Here is a 25,138-nt window from a genome sequence, read left to right on the forward strand (position 1 = left end):
ACCACCGCCCGGCCAGTGACACCGCTGACCTTTCCGTCTCTCGTGCGGCAGCCCGGGGAGTCCCACTGACAGAACGGCTGCGACGGCGGAACATCCCGTCCCCCGCCGAACATCGGACGGAGACGTGGAGAGAGTGTCGGGTGCAACTCCCCCGGTGAGGCCGCCGGAGTACTCAGGGGCGGCTTGCCGCGTCGATGTGTGACTTGGTGGCGTCGGTGATGAAGTCGTGCGTGCTGTCCGGGCTGAGGGCTCGGGCCTGGAGGTGGTCGTACAACATGGCGTACTGCTGTACGGCAGACTGTTTTTCCAGGTACAGGTCGCTGGTGAAGCGTTCCAGGTACACCACCCCTGCCTGCGGGCCGTCGGCGAACCGCAGGATGGAGAACTGTCCTGAGAGGCCCGGGTGGGCGCCCACCGTGTAGGGGAGGACTCGCACGGTGATGTGCGGCTCGGCGCCGAGTGCGTTCAGACGCTCCAGCTGCTCACGCATGACGTCAGGACCGCCGACGACACGGCGCAGTGCCGATTCCTCCAGGACGACCCGCAGGCGCAGCGGGGAGGTGGGGTCGTAGATCCGGTGCTGACGGCGCAGCAGCACCTTGAGGCGCCTGGCGGCCTGTTCGGCAGTGACCGGGGGAATCGTTTCCTCGATGACGGCGCTGGCGTAGGCAGGGGTCTGCAGCAGGCTGGGAATCACCATGGGCTCGTAGGCATGGATCGAGGCGGCGTCCGTCTCGAGGCCGATGTGGACGCCGTTGGGGTGCTCGCCGTAGGCACTCCACCATCCCTGCTGTCCCGACTCCTGGGCCATCTGCATCAGGGAGCCGACGACCTGGTGGTCGGTCACCCCGTAGAGGGCGCAGAGGTCGCGTACATCGCGAGGGCTGATGGCACGGCGCCCGTTCTCCATATGGCTGATCTTGGGCTGGGAGACCATGAGCCGCTCAGCCACTTCTGTGCTCTTCAGCCCACTGTCCTGGCGGAGCCGGCGCAGTTCGGCCCCCAGACGGCGCCTCTTCACTGTGGGACTGATGACCACCGTCATGCGCGGTGTACCTCCGGATCCACGTCGTTGTCAGATCCGAAGGCTGCCATGGGACACGGCTTGTCGATCATGTGCCATGCCGTCGCGCGCGGGAACTGGCGAAACGGACTGTGACGTTGTCATTTTCCTTTCCTGTACTGATATGCCGGCTATTCGCGCCGCCGCGTCCCCGGGGGCGCGCGGAAGGCCGTCCGGGGTGGCGCCGAGCGAGGCGCGGTGACAGGCGAGCAGCCGTTCCTGCGGGCGGCGGGCGAGGTCTCGGTCCTTGCGGTGCGGATGGACCACGGTTCCGGTGATGTCGAAGACATGTCCGGATGTCGTGAGCTGCTTTCTGCCGGCGCTTGAGTCGGCGCAGCCGCCGCGTCCAGGGCGAACGGCTCGTGGCCGCCGGGTTCCCGTGGTTGCCCGGCCCCGGATCGCCCGCTCACCGCACATGCTCCGGGGCGGGGTCTGCGGATCCGACGACGCGTGCCGCAGGGCTGACCCAGGCTTGCGAGGAGACCGTCCGGGAGCCGGAGCGCACGGAGCGCAGGGAGTGGTTGCCGGTGAGGCGATGATGCGAGCCAGCACCGGTGGCGGCTGGCGCAACCGAAAGGATCCACTGACATTACCCCCGGGTGCTCCGTGCCGGAGTCGGCCCTCGTCGATCAGACCGGTCGCCGTGAGGATCCGCGACGGGTCGGTGGCCGCGGTCATCAGCCGGGCCGCGGCGGCCGGCGCTGTCTCCGGTGGGATCACCAGCAGGTCCCAGCGGCCGGCGGCGTAGGAGAGCAGCATCAGCTTGTGCGGGTCTTGCACGACCGCGAACCAGCCGACGTGCACCACGTGCCCGTGGACGGGCACCTTTCGCGGGATGACCGGCCAGAACGCGGGGTTCACCGTTACCCGGGTGATCCGCCCCCCACAGCGGGTCGAGGACCTCGACGAGCGCCGGAAGCTCCGCCGTCAGATCGCCGGAGCAAGGCCACCAGGCGCCGTCGATCAGTGCTGGAGCGGTGCCGGCGGGTGCCAGTTCGAGTCTGGGCGAGCGAAGAAGCAGGAAGTCGGTCTTCGACCGCGAGCGTCAACAGAATGGTCGCGGTCACGATGCGGACCCAACCCCGGGCCGGTCACGGCCGGCCCGGCTGTGATGAATCGCCGGGAACGACACCGGCGTGGAAGCTGGTGTTCGAAATGCTCTCGGTAGTCACCAGGGTACTCCTCGTCGACGCCTACCGAACCGACGCCGACCTGCGGGCTGAACGGAACACCGGGGGCCAGGGCGGCCGGCCGGACCGGAAGAAAGCACCCCTGGGATACGATCCGCGAATTCGGGTGAACCCGCCAGACAATCGGAAATATGAATTCCCCAACATCTGCCGCGCATTTGGGGGTTTAATTCCCGGCGACCTCAACTCTCCTTCGATTTCCGTTGCCGCACATAGATTTCTCCGTAATATGCAGCGACCAGATCCAGGCTCCCGGGCAATTTGGCAGGGCCCGGTACGCCACGGCTCCTACAGAAAATGGCCTCTCGATGAAGCTGAAAATCCCTCAGACAGCTCGCCGCCGCACCTTGCCCGGCTTGCTGGCCTCGGCCCTCGCCTCCACGGTGGCCGCGGCGATGGTCGTCCTCACGCCCGCGCAGGCAGTCGCCATCGCCACGCCCGTGCCGCTGGCCACGGCCGCGAGCTTCTCCGTTCTGGCAGGTGCGGGAGTGACCAACACCGGTGCCACGGTGATCAGTCACGACCTTGGCACGCACCCGAACCCGGCCATCACCGGTTTCCCGCCCGGCCAGGTGCTGGGCGCCGTGCACGCCGCCGACGCCGTCGCGCTACAGGCCAAGTCCGACCTGGTCACGGCGTACAACAACGCGGCCGGCCAGGCAGAGGACTTTGCGCTCGCGGCGGGAATCGGCAATGGCACCACGCTTCTCCCGGGCGTCTACACCGCTTCGTCCGGTGTCGGACTCACCGGCGACCTGATCCTGGATGCCGGGGGAAACCCGAATTCCGTCTGGGTGTTCCAGATTCCGGAAGCCCTGACGACAGCTTCCTCCAGCCGGGTGCTCCTGACGAACGGCGCTTCGCCGTGCAATGTGTACTGGCAGATCGGGAGTTCGGCCACTCTGGGGACCAACTCCACCTTCGTGGGCACCATCATGGCGCTGACGGACATCCACGTGACCACGGGGACGAACATCGAGGGCCGGGCGCTGGCCCGCAACGGCGCCGTGACGCTCGACACCAACCACATCTTCCTCAACAACTGCGCGACCAACACGACCGGTGGCACCACGACCGGTGGCACCACGACCGGTGGCACCACGACCGGTGGCACCACGGCCGGTGGCACCGCAACGACCGGTACGACCACCGGTACAACGACCGGCACCACCCTTGGTGTGACCGGTGGCGGTCTGGTCAGCGGGGGTCTGGTCACCGGCGGCCTGCTGGGCGGGCCGATCGTCGGGACCGGCGGCACCTCGGGGAACGTCTCCGGCAACACCGCCGGGAACACCTCGGGCAACACCGCCGGGAACACCACGGGTGGGCAGGGCGGCAAACCCGGTGAGCAGGACAACAAGCCCGGCGGCCCTGGCCACGGTGGCGGCCATCACGAGCATGGCAAGCCGAGCGAGGAGCACCAGGGTGGGCCCGAGAAGCCGGAGAACGGCGAGGACCACGCCAACAACGACCACGGCAACAACGACCACGGCAACAACGACCACGGCAACAACGACCACGGCAACAACGACTACGGCAAGTACGCCGACTACGGCTATGGCGACACACCGAAGTCCGAGGGTCACGAAGACTAGGCGGCAGGCCGCGAGAGGTCCGTACATCGGATGACGGCGCGCGGCGGGATCCCCTCGATTCCGCCGCGTGCCGCCGGTGTCGGTGGGTCCGCAGAGACCTCAGGCGCCGGGCAGCGGAACGAGAAGGCAAGGTGGGCGGTGTCGAGCGGAATTGATTCAGTGCGCGTGCGGGAAACCGGGGAGTCCGATGCCGGTCCGCTTCCATGGGAGGGGTACGACAGCGGGGACCCACCCGGTGAGCGGTCGGCAGGTGCCAGGGTGCTGAGAGCGGGGCTGCACACTGCCGTCCTCCTGTGTCTGGTGACGACCCTGGTCCACATCGGTGCCGTCTTTCTTCAAGTGGCACCTGCCAACCCCGTCTCAAGGCGGTACGGCCGGCAGGTCGACGCATGGGTGTATCCCCTCTTCGAACAGAACTGGCGGCTCTTCGCCCCCAACCCCGACTCGGTCAACCGGCAGGTCCTGGCGAGAACCGCGCACACCGCGTCCAACGGCTCGATGCGGGTCAGCCCGTGGGTCGACCTGACCGCCATGGACCGTGCCGCGGTCGAGCACAACGCGTTTCCGAGCCACACGGCCCAGAACCTCCTGCGCCGTGCCTGGGCCTCCTATGTCGACACGCACGGAGAGGACGACACGGCACGCTCGGACCGGGCCGTGATGATGCAGAAGTATCTGAGCAACATCGCCGCCGACCGCCTCGCCGACCACGACGGCGGCCGCACCTTCGAGTTCGTTCAGCTCCGGGTCGTCACGCTGCCCGTGGCCGCGCCCGGCACGGCGGCCGGGCACCGGCCGCCGTCGCCGGTGGAGAACCGGCTCCTGCCCTGGTGGAAGGTGACCCCCTATGGGAAATGAGCAGATCCGCGAACTCCCCGCCAAGGCGGCGGTCACGCAGGACCGGCCCATGGGCCACGACGCATGGACCGCAGACGCGCTCCACCGTCGACTCCTCGCCCGAGCCGACGCCTTGTGGGCACTTGTCACCGGCCGGCCAGTGTCCTTGTACGCCACGTCGGTTCTGCGCATCGGCTACGGGCTTCTCTACCTGGTCTTTCTCCTACGCGAATTCCCGCATCGGTACGAGATCTGGGGGCCCGGCTCCCCGTGGACGCCCGCGCTGGCGGCACAGCTCTTCGACCAGACGGGCTGGTACAGCTTCCTGATCCTGTCGGACAGCCGTGCCTACTTCGAGCTGTGCTACGTGCTGGCCCTCGTGACGTCCGCGCTGTTCATGCTGGGCTGGCGGACCCGGGCCGCGTCCGTCCTCTTCGCCCTTGTGGTGACCTCGTTCCACGCCAGATCGATCTTCATGACGGACGGGGGCGACAACCTCGTCCTGCTGATGGCTCTCTATCTCGTGCTCACCGCGTGCGGCCGGCGCTGGTCCCTGGACGCACGCCGAAAGCGGATCAAGGCGGCACGGGCGGACAACGCGCCGGAGCCGGTGCGAAGCTCTCCCGCTCAGCAACTCCGGGCGGCACACGGCAAGCTGGTCACGGTGGTGCACAACTGCGGCGTCTTCGTCATCGCGGTACAGGTCTGCCTTCTGTACGGATCGGCTGGCCTGTACAAGGTGCAGGGCTCATTCTGGGACGACGGCACGGCCCTCCACTACGTGCTGAACCTCGACCTCTTCCAGCCCTGGCCCGAGCTCTCCCATCTCCTGGACCAGTACCCGCTCCTGATCGCGATCGTCGGTTACCTGACCGTTCTCACGCAGGTCGCTTTCCCGTTCGTACTCTTCGGTAGGCTCAAGTACCCCGTGCTCACCATGCTGTTGGGCATGCACATCGGTATCGCGGTGGTCTTGGGACTGCCTCTCTTCTCGGGCACGATGATCATCGCGGATGCCGTGTTCCTTCCCGACCGCTTCTACGCTTCCCTGCCTCACCTCGCCCGGCGCGCGGCTCGGAGATCCGGCGTCGGGACGCCGGCGCCCCGGCAGGGAGCAGGGCTCGGATCCGTACCCCCGCAGGGCGGCCGCTCGGCTTGCCGGGAGGGGAACAGGCCGATGTCCCGTCCGAGAAGCGGTTGCGGTGGTCCGGCGCCGTCCGGGCCGACGCTGACGGAATAGGAGCCGCGCGGGACCGGCTCCCGCAGCGCTCATTCACGTGCGGAGCACCGCGGACGGTATCGAGGGCTCCCGTACACGGGTGTCCGCACCGGATCGTTCTCGGCGAACCATGAAACCCGGGTCGCCGCAGAGACGGCCCGGAGACGGGTCACATGTTGGCGACCTTGCGCCCAGCCCTGCCGTGCCCCGGGCCCGTCGCGGTTCCAGCCGAGTCATGAGCGTACGAGGGCGGCGCCTCTTCGAACTCCTGCCGCCGTTCCGGCACCGGCCGTTCGCCTCGGTAGCGGTGCCGCTGTCCGCATTTTCGAGTCCGCCGAAGGGTCTTTTGGACGCTCAGAGCGTCAAACGGGCGTCACGGCCGAGGTATACGCCGGCCTCCGTGCGGGGGCGGGGAAGTCCAGAGGTCGCTGTTGACGGCGATGGGCCCGCGTACGTCATCCAGTTGTGTCCGGGTGTCCGGCCCGACCAGCCGTACCAGCGCCTCCGGTTGGACGTCCGGCACCCGCTCGGTGATGACGGGTGCGGCCGGCCGATGCAGTGGATCGAGCTCGGCGTTCGCGCCGGGCGGCCCCTTCGGTGCGGGTGAGCGGGGCAGGGACGCGGAGATGTCAGGCGGCAAGCAGGCCCGTGCGGAGCTTGGTGAGGGTGCGGGCGATCACGCGGGAGATGTGCATCTGCGACAGATTCAGTTCGCGGCCGATTTCCGCCTGGGTCATCTCCTGGCCGAAGCGCATCTCGATGATGGTCCGTTCCCGGTCGTCGAGTTCCCGCAGCAGCGGGCCGAGCGTGTGCAGGTCCTCGAACAGGCCCAGGGCCGGGTCGACTTCGCCCATGATGTCCGCGTACTTGGGCCCGCCGTCGTCGGTATCCTCGCCGGCCGGGGTGTCGATGGAGCCGGCGACATAACCGTTGGCGGCTACGACGCCCTCGATGACCTCGCCCTCGGTCAGGTCCAGGTGGGCGGCGAGTTCCTTCACCGTGGGATTGCGGCCCAGCACCGCCGCCAGCGCCTCTTTGCTCTTGGCCAGGTCGACGCGGAGTTCCTGAAGGCGTCGTGGGACGTGGACCGCCCAAGTGGTGTCACGGAAGAAGCGTTTGATGTCGCCGACGATGTAGGGGATCGCGAACGAGGTGAACTCGACCCCGCGAGACAGGTCGAACCGGTCGATGGCCTTGATCAGACCGACCGTGCCGACCTGGATGACATCCTCCATCTCGCTGCTGCCCCGGTTGCGGAACCGGCGGGCCGCGAAGACCACCAGGGACAGGTTCATCTCGATCAGGGTGTTGCGGGCGTACTGGTACTGACGGGTGCCCTCCTCCAGGACCTTCAGGTGGTCCAGGAACACCTTGGACAGCACACGCGCGTCCCGTGGAGCGACCTTTGCCCCGTCCTCGATCCACGGCAGGTCATCCATGGCTTCTCGGGTTCCCGAGCTACAGGCAGATGCTTCGGGGACGTTCACGGAGGACGTCACGGTGCCGCCTTAGGTGGAAAGCAGGGTGAGCGTCTCCTGCCCGCCCCGACCGCATGCATGTCCGCGCGGGTCCACCCATCCGTCAGCGTCCGCAAATGTCCGGAATGGATACCGGAAGCCGTGCTGCCCGGGTATCCCGGGGTGCGCTGTGGGGGCAGTCCGCTCGCCGCGTCCCGAACAGGTCCGTTGAGCCCGGCTCCGCTACCGACTGCGGTCGCCGGGCGGAAGCCTTCCACAGATCCGCGATCCATCGGCCGGCGCAGAGCCCCGTCCCGGCACAGGGCCTGCCGGGCACCGGTGAGCATCGGCTCGATCGAGGGACTTTTGCCCGCCGATCGCACCGCTGACGGTCCGTGGGGGCGGCGCTCACGGCTCGTCGTACCGGGCGGCGATGCGGGTCACGGTGACCGTGACGGTGACCGGTTCCGGGGCGGCGAGACGGGAGATGACGGCGGTCCGCACCCGGCCGTGCACGGTGCGGGCGACGTCCACCGCCCGCCGGCCCTCGGCGAGGACGCAGCGCACCTCGATGTGCCATCCCGAGCCGTCCGGCGCCCGCTCGGCGCGGACGCCTGCCTCGGGCGGCGTGCGGTGGGATGCGGGGTGCGTCCGGGTGGACGCGGCGGCTGCCGCGAGGCGGTGGGCGAGTCGGGGTTGCAGGCCGGTCACTCCGGGAACCCCGAGGGCTGCCTCGGCCGCGACGCCGAGGAGCGCGGTCGGGTCGACGGTGGTCATCACGCACCCCCACCAGTCCGGATGCCGGCACCAGGGTGCGGCGGCCACGGCTCCAGTACGTCGACCACGGAGATGTCGACGGCCGTCACGGCGAGCCCCAGATCCTGACCGGCCGAGTGGAGGATCGCTCGCCGCACCTGATGAACGCGCTCGGGCAGCGGACGGTCGAGCATGGCGACCAGGGTCATGGTCACCCGGATGTCGGTGCCCTCGCCCGCAGATGTGAGCCGGCAGGTCGCGGCCCTCGCACCGGGGACTCCGTCCGCTGCCTGCCGCAGTGCTTTCGCCGCGGCGCTCTCGGTGATCCGCAGGTCCCGGTCCGGGTCGGCCAGGGGCAGCAGCCGTCCCAGCCCGACCTCCGTCCTGACGGCGTTCATGACGCGGTCGGCGAGTGCGTGCAGTCCGGGAGGGTCCACGGCGCGTAGCGCCCGGGTGGCCGCGTTCACCGTGGCCAGTCCCTCGGCGGCCTCGCGGCAGTGCGGGCAGGACACGGTGTGCGGGTCCGCGGCCGGCGCCTCGTCCTGGGCCTGTTCCCAGACCCGGCTGAGGAGGCGGCCGCAGGGCAGCGCCTGGTCCCCCGGGAACGGCAGCACGTCGGCGGCGGCCGATCCGGTGCGGGGTCCGTCGGCTTCCGGCGGTTCGGGGGGTCGTGTGTGCGGGTCGTCTAGCGCCATGGGCCCATCGCCTCCTGGAGGGATCGGCGTGCCCGGAACAGTCTGCCGCGCACTGTCGGCTCGCTGGTCCGCGTCATGTGGGCTATCTCCCTGTAGGGCAGGCCCTGCACCTCCCTCAGGATCCAGCAGATCCGCTGCCCGGCGTCCAGTTCGGCGAGCGCGCGGGTCAGGGCGACGGTGGCCGCGTCCCGCTCGGCGGACCGGTCGGGCTGGCTCCACGCGTCGCCCGCCACGGGTTCGACGACGGTGTTCAGGGAGAGGGGCGACAGCCGGCGCCGGCGCATGGTCAGGCAGCGGTTGACGGTGATCCGGTACATCCAGGTACGGAACTCCGCGCTGTGGCGGTATTCCGGAAGTCGCCGCCAGGCGCTGACGAAGGCGTCCTGGACGGCGTCCTCGGCATCCTGGGGGTTGCCGAGCATGCAACAGGCCAGGGTCAGGAGGGACCGGCTGTGCCGTCGGACGAGAACGGCGAAGGAGTCCTCGTCCCCCTCGGCCGCCCGTACGGCCAGCAGTCCGTCCGGCAGGTCGCATTCCAGCCGTGGCGAAGCGGTGCGTTCGATCATGACAACTCCCGCACAGGGCTCGGAACGTGCAGGTACCCACACAGAGTCATGTGATGCACATCACACACGATGGCTGTGAGAAGTACGCCGCCACGTGTGTCCAACGTTTCGACGGCACCGCACAGGTGTCTCCCACTGACCAATCGAGGCGACCGCCATGACGGACAACATCACCAGCGTCAGCGGGGGCGGCCGGGCCGATGCGGGCGTGAGCGCGCTGAAGGGCCGTACCGGGGCCGGGGCTCCGGCCGAGACACGGGGGAAGACCACCATCGCGGACGGCGTGGTGGCCAAGATCGCGGGCATGGCCGCCCGTGAGGTACCGGGAATCCACAGCCTGGGTGCGGGCATGGCCCGCGCCTTCGGGGCCATGCGGGAACGCGTCCCCGGTGGTGGCGGCGGCGGTGTCACGCGCGGAGTGAAGGTCGAGGTCGGCGAGCGGCAGGCCGCCGTGGACCTGGATGTCGTCGTCGAGTACGGCGTCTCCATCGTCGACGTCGCCGGCGGCGTACGCACCAACGTGATCAGCGCCGTGGAGCGGATGACGGGACTGGAGGTCGTCGAGGTGAACATCGTCGTCGACGACGTCCACCTCCCCGACGACGAGGAGGGGCCGACCGAACCGGACGAGGGCCGGGTGCGGTGACCGCTGCCGTGACCACCGCCGTGTCCTCGGGCATCAGCGGGTGATCACGGCGACACGGACGCTCGTGAGACGGGTGAGTGCATGATGAACGCAGCGACGACGGGCCTCGCGGCCGGCATGGCCCTGGGCTTCGCCGGTTACTTCGGCGGCTTCTGGGCATTCCTGCTCGTTCTCGTCCTGGGGGCGGCGGGGCTGATCGTCGGCCTCGCCGTGCAGGGCGACCTCGACCTCCATACGCGGAGGCAGCGGTGAACACCCGGCCCCATGGCCCGTCCTTCGGCGAAGGGTCCGGCCCACCGGCACGGGCCCGCGGCCTGCCGCCCCCGGCCGAGCGGGGCGCCACCGTCATACCGGACCGGGTGGTCGCCCGTATCGCCGCCCAGGCCGCCCGCACGGCCCAGTCCCGGCGCGCCGCCGTACCGCCCGACCGGGACGGACCGGCGGCGCCCGCCGCCTCCGCGGCCACCCGTACCGGATCGGTACGCCTGCACCTGGCCATGGACCTGCCCTATCCCGCCGACATCCCCCGGATCGGCGAACGGATACAGCAGGACGTCGCCGAACGGGTGGCTCAACTGACCGGTCTGAAGGTACGAGAGGTCACGCTCACGGTCCGGCGGCTGGTGACCGCCGCCGGCGCGAACCGGGGACGGGTCCGGTGAGCCGCTCCGTGACCGGTGCCACCGGTCACACCACGCAGGAAGGAGGACCGGAATGACATCCGATGACCCGGCCCCTCCCACCCACAGCACCACGCCGTCCGCGCACCCCGCCACGGTGCCGCTGACAAAGGAGCCCGAGGAGCCGAGGGAGCAGCCGGCAGAGCCCGGTCCACCCGAACACGACGTGCTCCCACCGAACCTGACGGCCGGTGAGCACGACAGAGGGCACCGAAGCCACCGGCCGTGGTCCGCGCGCCGTCTTCCGGCCGCACTGGTGGCCGCGCTGGTTCTCGTGGCGGCGGGCGCGGCACTGGTCGACGTCGTCGCCGTACGGGCGGGACGCCCTGCGGCAGCCTGGCGCCGACACCTGGCCGACGAACTGGCCACCCGCCCGGTGGACGACGTGTGGATGCTCACGGGAGCCGCCGTGGCGGCCGCCGTCGGCGTCTGGTTGATCGTGCTGGCCCTCACTCCCGGCCTGCGCCACTGGCTGCCCCTGCGCTCCCCCGCGCCCGGGCTGCGGGCCGCGCTGGACCGGGACGGCGCCGCCGATCTGATTCGCGACGCCGCCATGCGGGTACCCGGGGTCGGCAAGGCTCGCATCCGGGTGCGCCGCCATCGGGTCAAAGCCCGCGCGGACGTCCGTTTCCGCGACCCCCGGCAGGTGAAGGACGACCTGACCGCCGTCCTCGACGACGAGCGCGGCCAACTCGCCCTCGCCCGCCCTCCCCGCATCGTCGTACGGGTACGGCGACGCACCGACTGACCGAAATCCCAGCAGCACCGGAGCCCGCACCATGACGCCGCAACCCGTAGTCAACCGCAGTCTGCTGGCCCTCGCCGGGCTGGTACTGCTCGGCGGCGGTCTGCTGATCCTCTCCGCCGGGCTCGACATCTACCGGCGACACGATCTGGTGCCGCCCGCCGGCTGGCCCCTGACCACCCCGGACGACGTCCTGCTCGGCTCCGCCGACCGGGCCCGCTGGAGCAGCCAGGGCTGGTGGTGGTGGCCCGCGGTCATCGCCGCCCTCGTCCTCGTCGTCCTGCTCGCCCTGTGGTGGCTGCTCGCCCAACTGCGCCGACGCCGCCCCGGAGCACTGCCCGTCGGCGGCACACCCCCGCAGGAAGGCATCGAGCTGCTCGACCGCGCGCTCAGCGACGCGATCGCCGCCGAAGCCGGTGCCCTGCCAGGCGTGGAGCATACGGCCGTACGCATCACCGGCCGCCCCGCCCACCCCCTCACCCGCGTCGGACTCACTCTCACCTCTCAGGCGGCACCCGGCACCGTCCTCGATGCCCTGTGCGAAGGCCCGCTCCGCACCGCCCGTCGGTCCACCGGCTCCTCTCACCTGCCCACCGAGGTCCGCCTTCAGGTCGCCGGCCACAAACCGCACCGCACGGAGTAAGGAGAAGACCACCCACCCCCGTGTCACACCTTCTTACGGTCTCTCGCCGTTCGCTGAGGCGCTGGCACCACTCCCCCATGGAGAAACCATGATCATCCTCGGCATCATTCTGCTCGTCGTCGGCTTCGTCACCGGGATATCCATCCTGTGGACCATCGGCATCATCCTGGCGGTCATCGGAGCCGTCCTGTGGATCGTCGGCGGGATGGGACACGCCGTCGCCGGTCGACGCCACTACTGGTGATCGCCCACGAGGTACCCCTCTGACCCGCAGTGCAGCGCCCGACTCGGCTTCGGTCGACTCAGGCGCTGTCTCGTGTTCGGCCCTCGAGAGTCACCGGGGTTCAGTCGGAGGGCGGAAGCAATGTGCCCAGCGGCCCGAGGTCCAGGTTGAGGTCCTCCATGGTCAGTCCGTACTGGGCGCACAGGTCGCTCATGCGGTCGTGGAGGAGCATGAGTGTCACGCCCAGGCGTTCTTCCTGTTCGTCGGTGAGGTCTCCCTGGTCGACGCGGTGCAGGGCCTGTCGTTCCATGAGCTGGCGCAGCAGTTCCACAAGGGTGAGGACGAGCCTGAGGAGGTCCCGTTCGACGGTGTCGCGGTCGGAGCTGATCCGCCGGGCCGGGGAACGCGGGCCCTTTCCGGCCGGCGGGTCCAGGTCGCGTGGGGCGGCGGGCAGCAGCCGGAAGGCGCGGGCGGCGGCCTCCGCGACTTCGTCGGCGCGGGACGGCGGCCGGTTCTCACCTTCGGCTGTCATGGTCGCCGCCTTGCAGCGGGCCGGTGCTCGTCCATGGTGAGGGGTTCTGCTCGCTGATGGAAACGATCAGGGCGCGCAGTGAGACACGGACCAGATCGATGTCCGCGATGGACAGCACGACGTCACCGGTGAGGACGACCCCACCAGTCAGCAGCCGGTCCAGCAGATCGATGAGAGCGACCTGCCGCTGAGGCAGGCGCTCCGCTTCGGATGGCGGGTCGGGCGTGCTCACGGAAGGGCTCCCTCCGCGGTACCGCCGGATTCGCCGGGTGGCGTGGCGAAGGAGTACGGAGCCCAGGGGCCGGTGGCCTCGACCCGTACCCCGTCCAGCCCGTCGGCGGCATGCGTCACGTCGGCCAGGAAGTCGTCGCAACGGTTCAGGGGCACAAGGTAGGCGTCATTGACCACGTTCTCGCCGGCGCGGGCGGCGCTGCCGGCCGCTTCGGCGACAAAGCCCTGTTGTACGCGGTGCCGTACCCGGTCGGAGGCGTGCTTGCGGCCTGCGGTCTCCACCCGCTCGGCGGCCTGCTGCGCAGCCTGGTAGACGGTGTCGCGCACACTTTGCTGCTGCCGGCGGTTCCGCAGATAGGCGCGCCCGGGGGGCAGGTCCGCCGCGGGAACGGCCGGGGCCGCGGGGACCTCGGACGGCTCGGCATAGATCTTGACCCCCCACTCGACCTGTCCGGAGAGCCGGGCCAGGCGTTCGGCGAACACGGTCCGCCCGGCTTCCAGGACCACCCGGGCCCGCTGGTCGTCGAGGTAGACGGTCGCCAGGCGCAGGGGAAGGACGGTGGTGCGCTCGGCCAGGGCCTCGATGACGCCGTGGTGGGCGCGGGCCACCGCCTCCAGCCATTCCAGGTCCTCGAGATGCTGTTTGAGAGCGTCCTCCCTGAAGTCCTGCGCCTGCACATGACTCACCACGAGCCCCAGCTGATCGTCGCCGGCTTCGGTGACGAGCCCGACCGGGGCGTCGGCGACGCCCCGGAGCGGCGCGGCCGCCTCCTGCAGTCCCTCGACGGCGCGTACCACCGCATACGCGTAGGTCAGCAGGTCACTCATCGCGAGCACTTCCCCGGCGACGGCCGCCTGTGATCCGGGGCGCTTCCTCCCCCGTGGGGAGGGCGTCGCCCTGGCGGAGAGCATCGATCTCGGCCCGCAACCGGCGGTTCTCCTCGGCCAGTGACCGATCGCCCCTGGCCCGGGAGGAGAGCGCGGGGTCGTGCTCCCACCAGTCGATGCCCATTTCCTTCGCCTTGTCGACGGAGGCGACCAGGAGGCGCAGTTTTATGGTCAACAGCTCGATGTCGAGAAGGTTGATCTGGATGTCGCCCGCGATGACGATGCCCTTGTCGAGTACCCGTTCAAGGATGTCGGCGAGATTGGCGGAGGAGCCCTGCCCATAGGGCGGTGCCGCTCGGGACGGGTACGAACCAAGCCTGTTGGCCAGGGGTTCAGTCACGGTTGCGGCCTCGAATTCCCTCGTGCCGGATCAGGAGTGTCAGCCCTGCCGGTAGGCACGGATCTCCTCCAGCCGGTCGAGCAGTTCGTCCTCGCGCCGGTCGAACGTCTCCTCGTCGATGTCCCCTGCCAGGAGGAGACGTTCGAGCTCGGCGAGTTCGCGGTGCACCGGTGCTGGGTCGTAGTACTGGTTCTCGGCTTCCTCCCGGACCCGCTCCACGACCCATACGACGCCGCGCACGGGGGCCAGGGGGAGGGTGACGAGCTGGGTGAACAGGCCCATGAGAACTCCTTCAGACGAAGCTGTAGGGGGGCAGGGGGCCGTTGAGCCGGAAGACGACGTCGTCGCCCATCTGATGGGCGACGCTCAACTCCGTGGTGAGGAACGACTCTTCCCGGTCCTCGGTCACCAGGAACGACACGTTGAGGAAGTCCGAACCCGTCGGCTGGGACGATTCAAGCGTCCGGGCGAAGGGACGCAGTGCTTCGACCACACCCGCCGCCAGCGCCTCCTGCCGTGCCTGTACCTCCTGGGCGACCAGTTCACCGAGCCGCAGCGACGCGTCGGGGGCGGCGGTGCCGCCGCGGATCTCGGCATTGAGCTCTCGTGCCACGTCCGACTCCCGCAGGATCTGCCGCAGCAGCGCGTCCTCGTCCTGCGACGCCTTGAGGTGGTACTCGCTGCACCCCTCCAGCGCCTGAAGCCGGTCCGTGTAGTCCGCGGCATTCTGCTCCAGGGCCGCCAGGACGGCCTCGTCGTTCTCGGCGATGAGACCGAACCGCATGGGGAGCACGGTGCCGTCGGCCATGAGGCGCTCCTGTACCTCCTGGTGTGCGATGACGTCGCGGCGCTTGGGGCGCAGATCCTCCGGCGCGTCGCTGACCACAGCACACAGCGGTCCGGCCGTCACCGTCCGCAGGCCCGCCGGGGGTTCACCGACGCCGATGAGACCGTCGAGGCGGAGCGGATGCTGCTTGCCGGTGATGGAGTAGATGTATACGGCCATGGCTCATTCCTTCTCGCGCGGCGAGCCTCATTCGCGCTCGCGTCGGGAGGTGCGCCGAACCGGCCGCCGTCGCCTCTCCACGGGTTCCCTTTCCTTGCCCTCGTCTTCTTCATCGGGCTCTTCTTCTTCGGCTTCTTCGGCGTCGTCACGGCCGGTGATCCCCTTGAGGGAATCGGTGACCGCTTCCGCCGCGCCGGTGAGCGCCCCCTTGGATTTGCCTTTGGCTCCGCTCTCGACCGTGTCTCCGACGATGTCGGTCAGCTGGGCGGGTGCCTTCCTCCCGGATTCGAGGTCAAGGCGGTTGCACGCCTCGGCGAAACGCAGATAGGTGTCGACGCTGGCCACGACGATGCGAGCGTCGATCTTGAGGATTTCGATCCCCACCAGCGACACGCGGACGAACACGTCGATGACAAGCCCGCGGTCGAGAATGAGTTCCAGGACGTCGTAGAGGCTGCTGGTCCCGCCACCGCGAGCGACACCGCCTCCACTTTGCGGCACCACTGTCATGGTGCCTCCCTTCACACCGGCTGCGCTGCCTCAGCCCCGCCGGTCGATTTGGCCACGCGTATAGCGGCGCTTCCGTTCGTATCCCACCAGATCGCCTTCCTCGTCGAGCGTCACTCGATAGGTGGCCATCACGCTGGTGGTTTCGGGGACGCGCTCCAATTCGAGTACCTCGACATCGGCTTCCCAACCGGTTTCGGTCGGTTTCACTGCCGAGACGGACTCGGGGGCACGGCCGAGCAACTCCTGGAGTTGTCCGACGGCGGAGCGTATGGCCCAGCCGACGTTGCCCTTGCCGGAGCGGCGACGGGAACCGCTCGTGCCATCCCCGTCGGAGCCGCGGCTCCGAGCGCTGGATCGCCTCCGGGGTTCTGGTGCGACCATGATCTCTCCGATGGTCGGAGCGGGCGCCATATTCCATCCATCAACCCTATAATTTCATCACATAGGGATACATATCGCCCTAGCGTGGATGGCTTCGCGGGGACCTGTCCGGTGGTTGCATGGTGTGTCTGCGCCACAGCGGGCAGTGAGGCACGGTAAGCGTGCGATCCGCTTTCTCCATCACGGTTTCGGGACCGGGGCGTTGGTCCGGACGCGGGCGTTTCCATCTGCCCTTTGTGAAGGGAACCGGCTCATGAACGACACGACCAAGGTCGGCCTCGCCGCCGCCGTCGCAGCGGGCTATGTGCTCGGACGTACGAAGAAGGCACGCCTTGCCTTCACCGTGGCAACTTACCTTGCCGGCCGCCGCTTTGGTCTCGACCCTCAGCAGCTGCTGACGACCGGACTCCGCAAGATCGGTGAAGTGCCGGGGGTCGCCGAGTTGAACGAGCAGGTGCGCGGCGAACTGCTGGGCGCCGGCCGCCAAGCCCTGGCAGCCGCTGCCGATCGCCGCCTCTCCGACCTCGCCGACTCGCTCCACGAGCGGACGCTGCGCATCGGTCAGGAGAAGGACGAAGAGGACGAGGACGAATACGAGGAGGACGAGGGGGAGCCGGAGGAGGGCGAGGGGCGTTACGAGGAGGAAGAGGAAGCGGAAGAGGGTGAGGACGAAGAGCCGGAGGGAGAACTGGAGGAAGAGCCCGAGGAGGAGGAGCCCGAAGAGGAAGAAGCCGAGGAAGAGGCCGAGGAGGAACCGCCGCAGCGTCGCCGCCGGCGGACGGGAATCGCGGCGAGGAAGCGCCCGGACGAACCCGCCCCCCGTAAGGCGGCCGCCAAGAGGGCTGCTCCTGCAAGGAAGGCGGCCCGGGCGAAGAAGACCGCGGCACACAGGCCCCCCGCCAAGAAGGCGGCGCCGGCGAAGCAGACTGCGAAGAAGGCTCCGCGTCCCGCCAAGAAGGCCGCTGCGAAGAGGCCCGCTGCCAAGAAGACTCCGACGAAGAGGACGGCCGCGAAGAAGGCCCCGGCCAGGAAGACGGCCCCGGCGAAGAAGACCGCTGCCAAGAAGACGACCGCGCGGCGGAGGTAGGCCATGGCCAGCAAAGTGCATGACACCAACCACGAAACGAGTTCGGGTCTGGACCTGCTGCGCGAAGAACTCGTCGACTACCTCGGCGCCCAAATGGAACATCTCGCCGACAAGGCAGGGGACAAGTTGGGGGATGTCACCGACCAGCTTCTCGACGTGGCCGAGAACGGGGGAACACTCGCCGGCGTCGGCAGCCGGATGCTCCAGGGCGACTCCCCGCTGAAGGCATTCGTGGGTCAGAAGGCCAAGAGGCTCAAGGACAACGTGATGGGCAAGGTCAAAGGCATTTTCGGCGGAGGAGGTGGTGGCAAGGCCGGCAGCACCAAGGTCATGAACATCGTCGAAGTGCTGGACGTGGGTGTCCCGATCCGCACGGCGTACAACTACTGGACCCAGTACGAGGAGTTCAGCGGCTTCACCAAAGGCGTACGCAGTGTGTCCAAGAACGACGAGGTCGCCAGCACCTGGAAGGTGAAGGTCGGTCCGTCGACTCGGGGCTGGAAGGCGTCAGTTGAGGAGCAGGTGCCGGACGAGCGCATCGTATGGAGCTCCGAGGGCGCGAAAGGCACCACTCACGGGTGTGTCAGCTTCCACGAACTCACGCCCACCCTGACGCGCATCGTGCTCGTCGTCGAGTACTACCCCTCGGGCTTCTTCGAGAAGACCGGCAACCTGTGGCGCGCCCAAGGCCGCCGTCTGCGGCTGGACTTCAAGAACTTCCAGCGCTACGTCACATTCGCCGACGAGGAAGTCGAGGGCTGGCGCGGAGAGATCCGCGACGGCGAGGTCGTCCGCAGCCACGAGGAGGCACTGGAAGAGGAGGAAGCGGCAGGGGAGGGCGAGGAGCAGGAGGAGTACGAAGAAGACGACGAGGCGTCCGACGACCAAGAAGCGGAAGAAGGAGAGGAGTACGAGGAAGAGGAGCCGGAGGACGAGTACGACGAGGAGGCCGACGGGAACGAGCGCTGACGCGGCACACCAGGACTTGTGCTGCCAGGCGATCGCCTCCGCGGCCGCCCACCCCGGCGCAGGACACGCTCCACCCGGCATCCGCCGGCAGACTGGCCGCCACCAGCCCATTGGGCCCGGCGCCGATCACCACCGCGCCAGGCATGGGGCCTGGCGCGGTCCTGCTCGACGGGATCCTGTTCCACGAGGGGGCGCCGAGGAAAACGGCGGCAGGTCGTCGGGCGGGCTTCTCCTCAGGTGGTCAGCAGGCGGTTGAAGAACGAGCGGTAGTGGCGAAGGGCTGTACGCAGGGCTTCGGTGTCGGCGTGCCCGCCTTGGTTCCACTGAACTTCGAGTTCCTTCTTGTGCTCGTCGAACGTCGTGGCAAGCGTCTGCATGACGTTGGCGACCAGGCTGTCCGCGGCCTGCACTGCGTTGCGAGGGTCGTCGACGAAGGCGGTCTGGATCTTCTCCCAGCGTTTGCGCAAGTCCTCCTCGTCCTGGGTCGTCAGCAGTTGCGGCATCTCGTCGGCGTCGCCGGTCCGTGGTTCCGTCACCGGGGTGTCCGTGTCGTTGGCCGCGACGTCGTTCAGGTCGGTCTTCTCGTCGCTCTCGCCGGGGGAGACCGGGGGCGGCGAGGTGCTGTCCGGTGCTGCGTCGGTTTCGCGAGGCCGCACGAGGTCCTCGGTGGACAGCCCGGTGTCGGCCGTGTGCGGTGTTTCGTTGCGTTGCATGTCAACTCCGTGTCCGTCGGTTCCTGTCCGCTCGGGTGTCAGGCCGTGGCGTGGGGGGTCTGGCCGCCGTCGAGGAGAAGTTCGTCGAACAGCGACCGGTAGTGCACCATGGCGCTGCGCAGCTGTTCGGTGGTGGCCTTGTGGCCTGTGCTCAACAGGTCGATCTCGTGTGCGGTCCGGTAGTGCTCGAGGGTGCGGCCGTGTTCCACGGAGAGATCCTTGAGCTGCTGGTCGTAACTCCCGGTGGGATAGCCTCGCGCCTGCATCAGTGACGTCACCAGCCGGTCCGCGTCGTGCACAGCGTCCTCGGGCCGGTCCACGAACTCGTTCTGTACGTCGTCCCAGTCCCGGGTGTAGCGCTCCCGGAGTCCGTCGGGCAAAGGCTTGATGTCAAGCTTGTCATGGCGTTTCTCGCGCGTGCTGAGCTCGCGCTCGGCGGCGAGTCTGCTGTCGGCATCGTCGACCGTCCGTTCGTACTCCGGGCCGAACCGCTCACGCAGAGCCCTGCGTCGCCGGAAGAAAGTCAGGGCCAGCGCGATCAGCACGACGACCACCACGACGGCAATGACGATCGCGAGAAGCATGCCGGTAGACATCGGACCGACCTCCTTTCCGAATTGATCGATATCGCGCCGGGTACCCGTTTCACCTTGAATATCCCAAGGCGTGCAGAAATTTCGGCGACCGGCGGCCCAGGGCCCGGCGGGGCGCGCGTGGGCCGGACAGGCCGAGGTCGGCATGCCTCCAAGGCGGTCCGTCCGGACGACGTTTGACCCGACTGCGCGGGGTCACTCGCATGGCGGGCCGCGAGTCGGCCACCGAAGCCGACACCGACCTGACTGTCCGATGGGCGGCGCATGCCGGCAGGAGTACGGCGCCACTGCGGGCCGGCGCTCCGGTGAAGAGCCCCGCCCGGCCGGGAAGCGGGCGACGAGACCACCCGCGCCGCATAGACGACTGGGGGCAGCACAGCCCGGCACCTCGAACACGCCTTCACGTACCGGTCGAACATCAACGAAGTCATCGGCGAGCGCATCGCCGACGGCGTGCAAGCGAAGTCCGACGAAAAGGATCCGAAGGCGGTAGAGCGGGAACGGGGTAACCCCGCACGCCGCGCCGTACAGCACAAGGCATAGGCCCGCTCAACCGCGTCCACGTCTGAGCGACACAGCCTTCGACCCAAACCCCGAGAGAGGGAATCTCATGAACACCCCTGGTGACAAAGAAGCGCCTCTGAAAGACGACGAGACGCGACAACGGTCCGCGGAGCAGCGGAACGTCACCGCGCCCACACCGCGAGATGCCCGGGACAAGGCCAAGGCCAAGGAGGGAGACGAGCGCGAGGTCCCGACCGAAGACACCTCTTGACCGCCGGTTGCCGCTTCTAGGGCACCCGCGTTCTCGGCTACGCGGAACGGCATGACGGAAAGGCCGTCGGCATACGGAGGCTTTCCCGTTTGCCCGCGCCTTTGGGGCCGGCCGTCACCAGAACCCGCCGCCGGCGCCCCCTGTGTCCGTCGCGGCCGTGTCCATCAGGGCCGCGTTCTTGATCCTCCACGGCCGCAGGTCCGACCTGCGCGCCGGCTACGGAATGACCATGGAGGACGTCGATCCGGGCCTCGGCCCGCTCGGAGCGCTTCTCGCACCTGTTCGTCCAGACTGACTGCTTTCCCCCACCCCGTTTTACTGCCCGACAGGGGGTACTCGGGATGAGTACACGATTTCCCCACGGACCCAGGAGAGTGAACGAAAATGGCCGCAGGGCAAAAGGCAAAGGGCAAGATCGAAGAGACCACGGGAAAGACCAAGGAGGCGGTCGGCCGTACCGTCGGCAACGAGCGGATGATGGCCGAAGGGCAGGCCAAGAAATCGAAGGGTGCGGCCCGTCAGGCCAAGGAGAAGACAAAGGACGTTTTCAAGCACTGACAGGGCAGATGCTGAGCGGGATCTCATCCCGGGGATCCCGCTCCTTTGTGCCATCGAGCCTCGGCCCGGTCCGCGCGGAGGCTTGCCAAGCGGCGCAACACCTCGTCGGGGTCGCCAAGTTCGCCGTGCAGGCGGCGGGCCCGGTCGACGAGGAGCGGCCAGCCGCCGGTCAGTTCGTGGAGACGGTCCAAGCGGTCCCCCGTGTGGAACATGTTGACGCGCTGGGCCCAGCCGCGCAGGCTGCGGCGGTCGTGGCCGCGCAGCACCACCGGAGCGGCCGACGTGGGTTCGGTCCCCGTCAACAGTGTGCGCCGCAGGGCCAACTGGGTGGGGTCGGTGACGAGGACGACCGCGCGGGTGATCCCCGGCCGCGGGCGGTCGTGAGGGTCTGAGTCAGCGTCGTCGTGCCACACTGGTCCGTCAACGGGACCTCCGGCGGCGGTGTGTCGAGGCGGCGGGCCGGGAGAACGGGACGGGGCCTCGACACACCGCCGCCGGATGCTTGACAAGCGGCAACTTCACATAACTTTCCGGCATTGAACCGCGAAGTCACCCGCTGACCGACGATCTTCGCCTGAGTCATCCGCCGCGACCAGTACGAGCATCCCCCACATCACTGACACCAGGTCCATGACCTGCAACTTCACGATGTACTGTGCTCAACAGTGCGGCGGATGCCCGTCCTTGTCCGGTGGGCAGGGGCAGACACTGCCGGACGGCTCCCTCCGGGTCCCGGACCGTCCCGCCGCCGGCCGCGGCAGGAAGCGCGCACCGTGTGAGGCGGCTCCGACGTGACGGGACGGCGGCTACGAGGAGGCTTGCGCAGGCGGGCCGGTGAGGTGGGTACGGGCCGACCGCCGGAATGCCGCGAGCAACCGGTTGGGGTCGGTTGCGCGGGTGGCCAGCACGACGCAACCGGGATCGACGCCGCGCAGGGGGACCGTGGTGATGTCGGGTCGTAGGCGGGCACTGGCCGGCATGATGGCCACCGCCTGTCCCGAAGCGACGAATTCCAGCTTGTCCTCGGCCACTTGGGCCAGCGGCCCGCCGGGCGCGGGGCGTCCGTCGGGGCGAGGATCGATGCGCCAGTAGGCGTTCCATGCCGGGTCGGGTACCCGCGGCAGGGGCTCGTCGGCGATGTCGTCGAGTGTGACCGATTCCCTGCCGGCCAGGAAGTGGCCGAGTGGGACCGCCAACACGCGGGCCTCGTCGTACAAGGTGGTGACCGTCAGGCCGTCGGTGGTCAGTGGCAGCCGGGTGACCACAGCGTCGACACGGTGATCGAGCAGAGCCTCGCGTGGGGTGTCCCAGCTGAGGTACGAGGTGTGGATGTCAGCGTCCGGGTGATGCCGGCGCATGTGGCGTACGGCTGCGGTGATGAGCAGGTCCGCGGTGTAGCCGATGGTGATGCGTTGCGGTTGTGCCGCTGTGCGGGCAGCGGCCGCTGCCTGGGCGGCCGAGCGGAGCAACGCCCTGGCGCGGGGCAGGAACGCCTCGCCCGCTTCGGTGAGTCGGCTGCCCCGGGCGGTTCGGTGGAGCAGCCGGGCGCCGACCTGCGTCTCCAGTTTGCTGATCTGCCGGCTCAGGGAGGGCTGTGTGATGCGCAACTGCTCGGCGGCGCTGACGAACCGCCGGTGTTCCGCGAGCACGGTGAAGTACCGCACCAGGCGCAGGTCGAGGTCCGCCGACGGTTTGGGCACGGGAGAAGCGTATCGCGGGCCCCGGCACCGGTCGGTGCGGGAATCTCCGCGACGTGCGGGTATGCCTGCTCCGTATAGCTCAATGCGGATCAGGGCTTGGACATGGAGAGCGGGAGCGCCCCAGTATCGGGGACACGGAGCGGGCCGGCCGGGCGGCCGCAACCGGCTCGCTGCGATTTCCTGTGCTCAGGCGGGTTTCCGGGACGCCGCTCCGGCGCCGCCTCTTTACTCGTCGACCTCGTGGAAGGACTCTTCATGCGCCAGGACTTCGCCGGTCAGACCGTGCTGATCACCGGTTCGACAAGCGGTATCGGCCGCGAGACGGCGCGACGGTTCGCTGCCTGCGGTGCCTGCGTCATCATCACCGGCCGGGACAGGACTCGCGGGGAGGAAGCGGTCGCCGAGATCGCCCGGGACGGCGGTCGGGCCCACTTCGTCGCTGCGGACCTGAGCGATGCCGGCAGCGTGCTCGAGCTCGCCCGTCAGGCACTCGACCTCGGCGGTGGGCATGTGGATGTGCTGGTCAACAATGCCAGCCTCCTCTCCCATGCGGCGACCGCGGACGTCAAGGTCGATGAGTTCGACGCCGTCATGGCGGTCAACGTCCGCGCCCCGCTGGTGCTGGTGGGCGCGCTGGCGCCGGGGATGGCCGAGCGCGGTGACGGCGCGATCGTGAACGTCACGACGATCGTGGCCAACCGGGGTATCCCCGGGTTCTCTGTGTACGGTTCCAGCAAGGCGGCGTTGCAGATGCTCACCAAGTCCTGGGCGGCGGAGTTCGGTTCCGCCGGGGTGCGGGTCAACGCCGTCAGCCCCGGTCCCACCCGCACGGAGGGCATGGCCGGCTACGACGACATGCTGGAGGCGACGGCCTCGCAAGCACCGGCCAACCAGGTCGGTACGCCGCAGGACGTCGCTCGCGCCATCGTCTTCCTCGCGTCACCCGGCGCCGGGATGATCCACGGCGCCGTCCTGCCCGTCGACGGGGGGCGGCTCGCTGTCTGACGGCGGGGCTGCTTCCCGCCCTCACCGGCATCCCCCGGATCAGACTGCCCCCAGCTTCTACCCGGCCGCTGCCGCGGCGGCTTGACAACAAGATTGGGAAGCTCCATGACCAGTTCCCTGTTGTCCCGCTTGAGCTGGGCGTTCTCCCGCCGCAACCGCTCCAGCTCATCGCGCCCGCCGACCGGTGCGGTCCCTGCCCGGCGGGCGCGGGAGACCCAGCTCGCCAGGGCGGTCTCGTTGATCCCGAGATCCTGCGCGACCTGCGCGATCGGCTTGCCGGTCTCGGCGACGATCCGCACAACCCCCTCACGGAACTCCGCGTCGAACTTCCGCCTCTTGCCCGCCATGACCCTCAACTTCCCCTGCAGTCACGGTCTCTACGCTACGACGGGAAGGCCACCGCTCACGGAACCTCATTCCGTCCCGGCACCTCACGACGTCGAACGTCAGGAAACGGGGAACCAGGCCGACAGACGCTTGGCAATGGCCGGTGCATCGATGTTGTCCTGCGCGACTTCCTCGACGAACGGGCCGGCAATGGAGACGGGTGGCGGGACGGTACCGGCGCTGACGCCGTTGAGTCGCAAGAAGACACGCATGGCGAGCCAGGCGGTGCGCTTGTTGCCGTCGATCAGCGCGTGATTGCGAGCGACGGAGTGCAGCAGTGCCGCCGCCTTCTCGTGCAGCGTGGGATACAGCTCAGCCCCGAACACGTTCGTCCGGGGCCGTTCGATCGCTGACACCAAAAGTCCCATGTCACGCACGCTGTGCTCGGTATCGTTGACCGCACGGGCGATGGCCAGGATCTCGTCGATCTGGATGTAGCGCACTTCGGTCACTTCAGGTAGTCCAGGATCTCCGCATCGCTGTCCATGAGCTCGGCCAGGACGTCATCGACCTTCAGCTCGGCCCGATTCTGGGCGTCACGGATGGCCTCAATGGCAAGTTCCTGCTTGCTGCGGCCCTCCCGGCGAGCCCGCTCGGTGAGCTTCGTGTCAAGGTCGTCGGGGAGTCGGAGTGTCATCGCCATGCAGCCATGATACCGGACTGGTATCAAGACGGCGAGGTAATAGAAGTCACTCGGCTTCAGACCAGGTCGCCGGGTTCTGCAGCCCGTACGGGCCTCGCTCTCGGCTCCAAGAAGCGTGAGGCCGAGATGGCAACTCGCACCGCCGCTGGGGAGGCGAAACGGGCCGCACGTACCGAGTCCCTGCCCGTGCCGATGGAACCGGTCCGCGCGGCCCGGGCCGGAGAGGTCCGGCAGGTTGAGATTCCCGCTTCGAGCGTCGTGCGAGCGTCGAGAATCTCCGGACGAGACCTTGACGACATCCTCCGATGCAGCGCCTCCCCTATGAATGCGCAGGTCAGCGACTCAGCGCATCTTCGGTGCGCGCCGGGGGCGTGGTAAATGTCGTGGCGCGCGCCGGAGGTGCTTCTGTCCGCCCTGACGTGGGCTGATGCCGGTCCGGGACGCTGGAGGGGTTCGTTCCGGCCCAAACCCAGGCTTCTGTGATGCCGGTGAGCTCGCAGGTCAG

The 25,138-nt window shown here is 68.8% G+C and carries 32 protein-coding genes and 2 pseudogenes; 13 read left to right on the forward strand and 21 right to left on the reverse strand.

The window, feature by feature from the left end; translation table 11 throughout:
• Positions 1–172 precede the first annotated feature (172 nt).
• Together EDD90_RS14695 and EDD90_RS57285 are read right to left on the reverse strand one after the other, a co-directional pair.
• Entirely contained in the window at positions 173–1,045 is an 873-nt protein-coding gene (locus EDD90_RS14695) for a helix-turn-helix transcriptional regulator (RefSeq protein ID WP_123973452.1), read from the reverse strand.
• Between the two features lie 633 nt (positions 1,046–1,678).
• Positions 1,679–2,130 (reverse strand): annotated as a pseudogene (locus tag EDD90_RS57285) (DUF5994 family protein); the annotation flags it as partial.
• 431 nt (positions 2,131–2,561) lie between these two features.
• Here EDD90_RS57285 and EDD90_RS14710 point away from each other — a divergent pair.
• The 3 genes from EDD90_RS14710 to EDD90_RS14720 all read left to right on the forward strand — a co-directional run bounded on the left by EDD90_RS14710 (position 2,562) and on the right by EDD90_RS14720 (position 5,925).
• Positions 2,562–3,848, forward strand: a complete 1,287-nt coding sequence (locus EDD90_RS14710; protein ID WP_123973453.1) for an ice-binding family protein — start codon at positions 2,562–2,564, stop codon at positions 3,846–3,848.
• A 258-nt stretch (positions 3,849–4,106) separates the two neighbouring features.
• Positions 4,107–4,706 carry a DUF5819 family protein gene (locus EDD90_RS14715; protein ID WP_123973454.1) on the forward strand — a complete coding sequence of 200 codons (600 nt, stop codon included), beginning with the start codon at positions 4,107–4,109 and terminating at the stop codon, positions 4,704–4,706.
• Positions 4,696–5,925 (forward strand): HTTM domain-containing protein, encoded by a 1,230-nt coding sequence (locus EDD90_RS14720; protein ID WP_260327862.1) that lies wholly within the window; start codon positions 4,696–4,698, stop codon positions 5,923–5,925. Before EDD90_RS14715 ends, EDD90_RS14720 begins: the two co-directional genes overlap by 11 nt.
• Before the next feature lie 608 nt (positions 5,926–6,533).
• On the opposite strand, the gene EDD90_RS14725 is transcribed toward EDD90_RS14720, so the two are convergent.
• The 4 genes from EDD90_RS14725 to EDD90_RS14740 all read right to left on the reverse strand — a co-directional run bounded on the left by EDD90_RS14725 (position 6,534) and on the right by EDD90_RS14740 (position 9,378).
• Positions 6,534–7,343 (reverse strand): SigB/SigF/SigG family RNA polymerase sigma factor, encoded by an 810-nt coding sequence (locus EDD90_RS14725; protein ID WP_123973455.1) that lies wholly within the window; start codon positions 7,341–7,343, stop codon positions 6,534–6,536.
• 426 nt (positions 7,344–7,769) lie between these two features.
• The gene (locus EDD90_RS14730) at positions 7,770–8,138 is read right to left on the reverse strand and encodes a hypothetical protein (RefSeq protein ID WP_123973456.1); all 369 of its coding nucleotides are present in this window, start codon (positions 8,136–8,138) and stop codon (positions 7,770–7,772) included.
• Positions 8,138–8,812 carry a hypothetical protein gene (locus EDD90_RS14735; RefSeq protein WP_123973457.1) on the reverse strand — a complete coding sequence of 225 codons (675 nt, stop codon included), beginning with the start codon at positions 8,810–8,812 and terminating at the stop codon, positions 8,138–8,140. Before EDD90_RS14735 ends, EDD90_RS14730 begins: the two co-directional genes overlap by 1 nt.
• On the reverse strand, positions 8,803–9,378 hold the full coding sequence (locus EDD90_RS14740; RefSeq protein ID WP_185149092.1) for an RNA polymerase sigma factor: 576 nt from the start codon (positions 9,376–9,378) through the stop codon (positions 8,803–8,805). The genes EDD90_RS14735 and EDD90_RS14740 overlap by 10 nt, the downstream gene beginning before the upstream one ends.
• Before the next feature lie 157 nt (positions 9,379–9,535).
• On the opposite strand from EDD90_RS14740, the gene EDD90_RS14745 reads away from it, so the two are divergent.
• The 6 genes from EDD90_RS14745 (at position 9,536) to EDD90_RS55430 (ending at position 12,336) form a co-directional block, all read left to right on the forward strand.
• Positions 9,536–10,024 carry an Asp23/Gls24 family envelope stress response protein gene (locus tag EDD90_RS14745; RefSeq protein ID WP_123973458.1) on the forward strand — a complete coding sequence of 163 codons (489 nt, stop codon included), beginning with the start codon at positions 9,536–9,538 and terminating at the stop codon, positions 10,022–10,024.
• A gap of 81 nt (positions 10,025–10,105) precedes the next feature.
• Positions 10,106–10,276 carry a hypothetical protein gene (locus tag EDD90_RS55425; RefSeq protein WP_185149700.1) on the forward strand — a complete coding sequence of 57 codons (171 nt, stop codon included), beginning with the start codon at positions 10,106–10,108 and terminating at the stop codon, positions 10,274–10,276.
• The gene (locus EDD90_RS14750; protein WP_123973459.1) at positions 10,273–10,686 is read left to right on the forward strand and encodes an Asp23/Gls24 family envelope stress response protein; all 414 of its coding nucleotides are present in this window, start codon (positions 10,273–10,275) and stop codon (positions 10,684–10,686) included. The genes EDD90_RS55425 and EDD90_RS14750 overlap by 4 nt, the downstream gene beginning before the upstream one ends.
• A 52-nt stretch (positions 10,687–10,738) precedes the next feature.
• Positions 10,739–11,452, forward strand: a complete 714-nt coding sequence (locus EDD90_RS14755) for a DUF6286 domain-containing protein (protein WP_221305109.1) — start codon at positions 10,739–10,741, stop codon at positions 11,450–11,452.
• A 31-nt stretch (positions 11,453–11,483) separates the two neighbouring features.
• Positions 11,484–12,092 carry an alkaline shock response membrane anchor protein AmaP gene (locus tag EDD90_RS14760; protein ID WP_123973460.1) on the forward strand — a complete coding sequence of 203 codons (609 nt, stop codon included), beginning with the start codon at positions 11,484–11,486 and terminating at the stop codon, positions 12,090–12,092.
• 88 nt (positions 12,093–12,180) lie between these two features.
• Positions 12,181–12,336 carry a DUF6131 family protein gene (locus tag EDD90_RS55430; RefSeq protein WP_185149093.1) on the forward strand — a complete coding sequence of 52 codons (156 nt, stop codon included), beginning with the start codon at positions 12,181–12,183 and terminating at the stop codon, positions 12,334–12,336.
• A 100-nt stretch (positions 12,337–12,436) separates the two neighbouring features.
• On the opposite strand, the gene EDD90_RS14765 is transcribed toward EDD90_RS55430, so the two are convergent.
• From EDD90_RS14765 to EDD90_RS14800, 8 genes are read right to left on the reverse strand one after another with little or no spacing between them, the layout of a single operon-like run.
• On the reverse strand, positions 12,437–12,847 hold the full coding sequence (locus tag EDD90_RS14765; RefSeq protein ID WP_123973461.1) for a gas vesicle protein K: 411 nt from the start codon (positions 12,845–12,847) through the stop codon (positions 12,437–12,439).
• On the reverse strand, positions 12,831–13,079 hold the full coding sequence (locus EDD90_RS14770; RefSeq protein WP_123973462.1) for a gas vesicle protein: 249 nt from the start codon (positions 13,077–13,079) through the stop codon (positions 12,831–12,833). The genes EDD90_RS14765 and EDD90_RS14770 overlap by 17 nt, the downstream gene beginning before the upstream one ends.
• Entirely contained in the window at positions 13,076–13,906 is an 831-nt protein-coding gene (locus tag EDD90_RS14775) for a GvpL/GvpF family gas vesicle protein (RefSeq protein WP_123973463.1), read from the reverse strand. Before EDD90_RS14775 ends, EDD90_RS14770 begins: the two co-directional genes overlap by 4 nt.
• On the reverse strand, positions 13,899–14,306 hold the full coding sequence (locus tag EDD90_RS14780) for a gas vesicle protein (protein ID WP_123973464.1): 408 nt from the start codon (positions 14,304–14,306) through the stop codon (positions 13,899–13,901). Before EDD90_RS14780 ends, EDD90_RS14775 begins: the two co-directional genes overlap by 8 nt.
• 39 nt (positions 14,307–14,345) lie before the next feature.
• Complete coding sequence (locus tag EDD90_RS14785; RefSeq protein ID WP_123973465.1) at positions 14,346–14,588, reverse strand: gas vesicle protein GvpG; 243 nt, start codon at positions 14,586–14,588, stop codon at positions 14,346–14,348.
• A gap of 10 nt (positions 14,589–14,598) precedes the next feature.
• A complete protein-coding gene (locus EDD90_RS14790; protein ID WP_123973466.1) occupies positions 14,599–15,312 on the reverse strand; it encodes a GvpL/GvpF family gas vesicle protein in 714 nt (237 codons plus the stop codon).
• Between the two features lie 27 nt (positions 15,313–15,339).
• On the reverse strand, positions 15,340–15,822 hold the full coding sequence (locus tag EDD90_RS14795) for a gas vesicle structural protein GvpA (RefSeq protein WP_185149094.1): 483 nt from the start codon (positions 15,820–15,822) through the stop codon (positions 15,340–15,342).
• Positions 15,823–15,852: 30 nt separating this feature from the next.
• Positions 15,853–16,203, reverse strand: coding sequence for a gas vesicle protein (locus tag EDD90_RS14800; protein WP_123981270.1), 351 nt, complete (start codon positions 16,201–16,203; stop codon positions 15,853–15,855).
• Positions 16,204–16,456: 253 nt separating this feature from the next.
• Here EDD90_RS14800 and EDD90_RS55435 point away from each other — a divergent pair, with 253 nt between their 5' ends.
• Positions 16,457–17,290 (forward strand): histone protein, encoded by an 834-nt coding sequence (locus EDD90_RS55435; protein WP_185149095.1) that lies wholly within the window; start codon positions 16,457–16,459, stop codon positions 17,288–17,290.
• Between the two features lie 3 nt (positions 17,291–17,293).
• Positions 17,294–18,259: an SRPBCC family protein gene (locus EDD90_RS14810; protein WP_123973467.1), complete on the forward strand. Its 966-nt coding sequence runs from the start codon at positions 17,294–17,296 to the stop codon at positions 18,257–18,259.
• Positions 18,260–18,492: 233 nt separating this feature from the next.
• Here EDD90_RS14810 and EDD90_RS14815 read toward each other — a convergent pair whose 3' ends face one another.
• Together EDD90_RS14815 and EDD90_RS14820 are read right to left on the reverse strand one after the other, a co-directional pair.
• Positions 18,493–18,972, reverse strand: coding sequence for a hypothetical protein (locus EDD90_RS14815; RefSeq protein ID WP_123973468.1), 480 nt, complete (start codon positions 18,970–18,972; stop codon positions 18,493–18,495).
• A 38-nt stretch (positions 18,973–19,010) separates the two neighbouring features.
• A complete protein-coding gene (locus EDD90_RS14820; RefSeq protein ID WP_123973469.1) occupies positions 19,011–19,568 on the reverse strand; it encodes a hypothetical protein in 558 nt (185 codons plus the stop codon).
• A gap of 1,156 nt (positions 19,569–20,724) precedes the next feature.
• Between EDD90_RS14820 and EDD90_RS14825 the strand changes: the two genes are divergently transcribed.
• Entirely contained in the window at positions 20,725–20,898 is a 174-nt protein-coding gene (locus EDD90_RS14825) for a CsbD family protein (protein ID WP_123973470.1), read from the forward strand.
• 23 nt (positions 20,899–20,921) lie between these two features.
• On the opposite strand, the gene EDD90_RS14830 is transcribed toward EDD90_RS14825, so the two are convergent.
• Positions 20,922–21,311, reverse strand: a complete 390-nt coding sequence (locus EDD90_RS14830) for a hypothetical protein (RefSeq protein WP_260327864.1) — start codon at positions 21,309–21,311, stop codon at positions 20,922–20,924.
• Between the two features lie 393 nt (positions 21,312–21,704).
• Positions 21,705–22,598 (reverse strand): LysR family transcriptional regulator, encoded by an 894-nt coding sequence (locus EDD90_RS14835; protein WP_123973471.1) that lies wholly within the window; start codon positions 22,596–22,598, stop codon positions 21,705–21,707.
• 255 nt (positions 22,599–22,853) lie between these two features.
• Between EDD90_RS14835 and EDD90_RS14840 the strand changes: the two genes are divergently transcribed.
• Positions 22,854–23,603, forward strand: coding sequence for an SDR family NAD(P)-dependent oxidoreductase (locus EDD90_RS14840; protein ID WP_123973472.1), 750 nt, complete (start codon positions 22,854–22,856; stop codon positions 23,601–23,603).
• A 131-nt stretch (positions 23,604–23,734) separates the two neighbouring features.
• Here the strand turns inward: EDD90_RS14840 and EDD90_RS14845 are convergent.
• The 3 genes and pseudogenes from EDD90_RS14845 to EDD90_RS14855 all read right to left on the reverse strand — a co-directional run.
• A pseudogene (locus EDD90_RS14845) lies at positions 23,735–23,950 on the reverse strand (transposase); the annotation flags it as partial.
• Between the two features lie 99 nt (positions 23,951–24,049).
• Positions 24,050–24,442, reverse strand: coding sequence for a type II toxin-antitoxin system death-on-curing family toxin (locus EDD90_RS14850; protein WP_123973473.1), 393 nt, complete (start codon positions 24,440–24,442; stop codon positions 24,050–24,052).
• Positions 24,439–24,633, reverse strand: a complete 195-nt coding sequence (locus tag EDD90_RS14855; RefSeq protein WP_123973474.1) for a ribbon-helix-helix protein, CopG family — start codon at positions 24,631–24,633, stop codon at positions 24,439–24,441. The genes EDD90_RS14850 and EDD90_RS14855 overlap by 4 nt, the downstream gene beginning before the upstream one ends.
• Positions 24,634–25,138: the final 505 nt, after the last annotated feature.

The sequence above is a fragment of the Streptomyces sp. Ag109_O5-1 genome, from assembly GCF_003814875.1.
In the GTDB taxonomy this organism is placed as follows: domain Bacteria; phylum Actinomycetota; class Actinomycetes; order Streptomycetales; family Streptomycetaceae; genus Streptomyces; species Streptomyces sasae.

Bases quoted from the DNA above. Each gene is read 5' to 3' on its own strand.
- EDD90_RS55425 (WP_185149700.1), top strand. From the start codon at position 10,106: ATGATGAACGCAGCGACGACGGGCCTCGCGGCCGGCATGGCCCTGGGC.
- EDD90_RS14745 (WP_123973458.1), top strand. From the start codon at position 9,536: ATGACGGACAACATCACCAGCGTCAGCGGGGGCGGCCGGGCCGATGCG.
- EDD90_RS14785 (WP_123973465.1), bottom strand. From the start codon at position 14,588: ATGGGCCTGTTCACCCAGCTCGTCACCCTCCCCCTGGCCCCCGTGCGC.
- EDD90_RS14720 (WP_260327862.1), top strand. From the start codon at position 4,696: ATGGGAAATGAGCAGATCCGCGAACTCCCCGCCAAGGCGGCGGTCACG.
- EDD90_RS14810 (WP_123973467.1), top strand. From the start codon at position 17,294: ATGGCCAGCAAAGTGCATGACACCAACCACGAAACGAGTTCGGGTCTG.
- EDD90_RS14800 (WP_123981270.1), bottom strand. From the start codon at position 16,203: ATGGTCGCACCAGAACCCCGGAGGCGATCCAGCGCTCGGAGCCGCGGC.
- EDD90_RS14820 (WP_123973469.1), bottom strand. From the start codon at position 19,568: ATGTCTACCGGCATGCTTCTCGCGATCGTCATTGCCGTCGTGGTGGTC.
- EDD90_RS14765 (WP_123973461.1), bottom strand. From the start codon at position 12,847: ATGACAGCCGAAGGTGAGAACCGGCCGCCGTCCCGCGCCGACGAAGTC.
- EDD90_RS14760 (WP_123973460.1), top strand. From the start codon at position 11,484: ATGACGCCGCAACCCGTAGTCAACCGCAGTCTGCTGGCCCTCGCCGGG.
- EDD90_RS14855 (WP_123973474.1), bottom strand. From the start codon at position 24,633: ATGGCGATGACACTCCGACTCCCCGACGACCTTGACACGAAGCTCACC.
- EDD90_RS14825 (WP_123973470.1), top strand. From the start codon at position 20,725: ATGGCCGCAGGGCAAAAGGCAAAGGGCAAGATCGAAGAGACCACGGGA.
- EDD90_RS14735 (WP_123973457.1), bottom strand. From the start codon at position 8,812: ATGGCGCTAGACGACCCGCACACACGACCCCCCGAACCGCCGGAAGCC.
- EDD90_RS14695 (WP_123973452.1), bottom strand. From the start codon at position 1,045: ATGACGGTGGTCATCAGTCCCACAGTGAAGAGGCGCCGTCTGGGGGCC.
- EDD90_RS14755 (WP_221305109.1), top strand. From the start codon at position 10,739: ATGACATCCGATGACCCGGCCCCTCCCACCCACAGCACCACGCCGTCC.
- EDD90_RS14795 (WP_185149094.1), bottom strand. From the start codon at position 15,822: ATGACAGTGGTGCCGCAAAGTGGAGGCGGTGTCGCTCGCGGTGGCGGG.
- EDD90_RS14840 (WP_123973472.1), top strand. From the start codon at position 22,854: ATGCGCCAGGACTTCGCCGGTCAGACCGTGCTGATCACCGGTTCGACA.
- EDD90_RS55435 (WP_185149095.1), top strand. From the start codon at position 16,457: ATGAACGACACGACCAAGGTCGGCCTCGCCGCCGCCGTCGCAGCGGGC.
- EDD90_RS14790 (WP_123973466.1), bottom strand. From the start codon at position 15,312: ATGGCCGTATACATCTACTCCATCACCGGCAAGCAGCATCCGCTCCGC.
- EDD90_RS14710 (WP_123973453.1), top strand. From the start codon at position 2,562: ATGAAGCTGAAAATCCCTCAGACAGCTCGCCGCCGCACCTTGCCCGGC.
- EDD90_RS14730 (WP_123973456.1), bottom strand. From the start codon at position 8,138: ATGACCACCGTCGACCCGACCGCGCTCCTCGGCGTCGCGGCCGAGGCA.
- EDD90_RS14815 (WP_123973468.1), bottom strand. From the start codon at position 18,972: ATGCAACGCAACGAAACACCGCACACGGCCGACACCGGGCTGTCCACC.
- EDD90_RS14775 (WP_123973463.1), bottom strand. From the start codon at position 13,906: ATGAGTGACCTGCTGACCTACGCGTATGCGGTGGTACGCGCCGTCGAG.
- EDD90_RS14740 (WP_185149092.1), bottom strand. From the start codon at position 9,378: ATGATCGAACGCACCGCTTCGCCACGGCTGGAATGCGACCTGCCGGAC.
- EDD90_RS55430 (WP_185149093.1), top strand. From the start codon at position 12,181: ATGATCATCCTCGGCATCATTCTGCTCGTCGTCGGCTTCGTCACCGGG.
- EDD90_RS14725 (WP_123973455.1), bottom strand. From the start codon at position 7,343: ATGGATGACCTGCCGTGGATCGAGGACGGGGCAAAGGTCGCTCCACGG.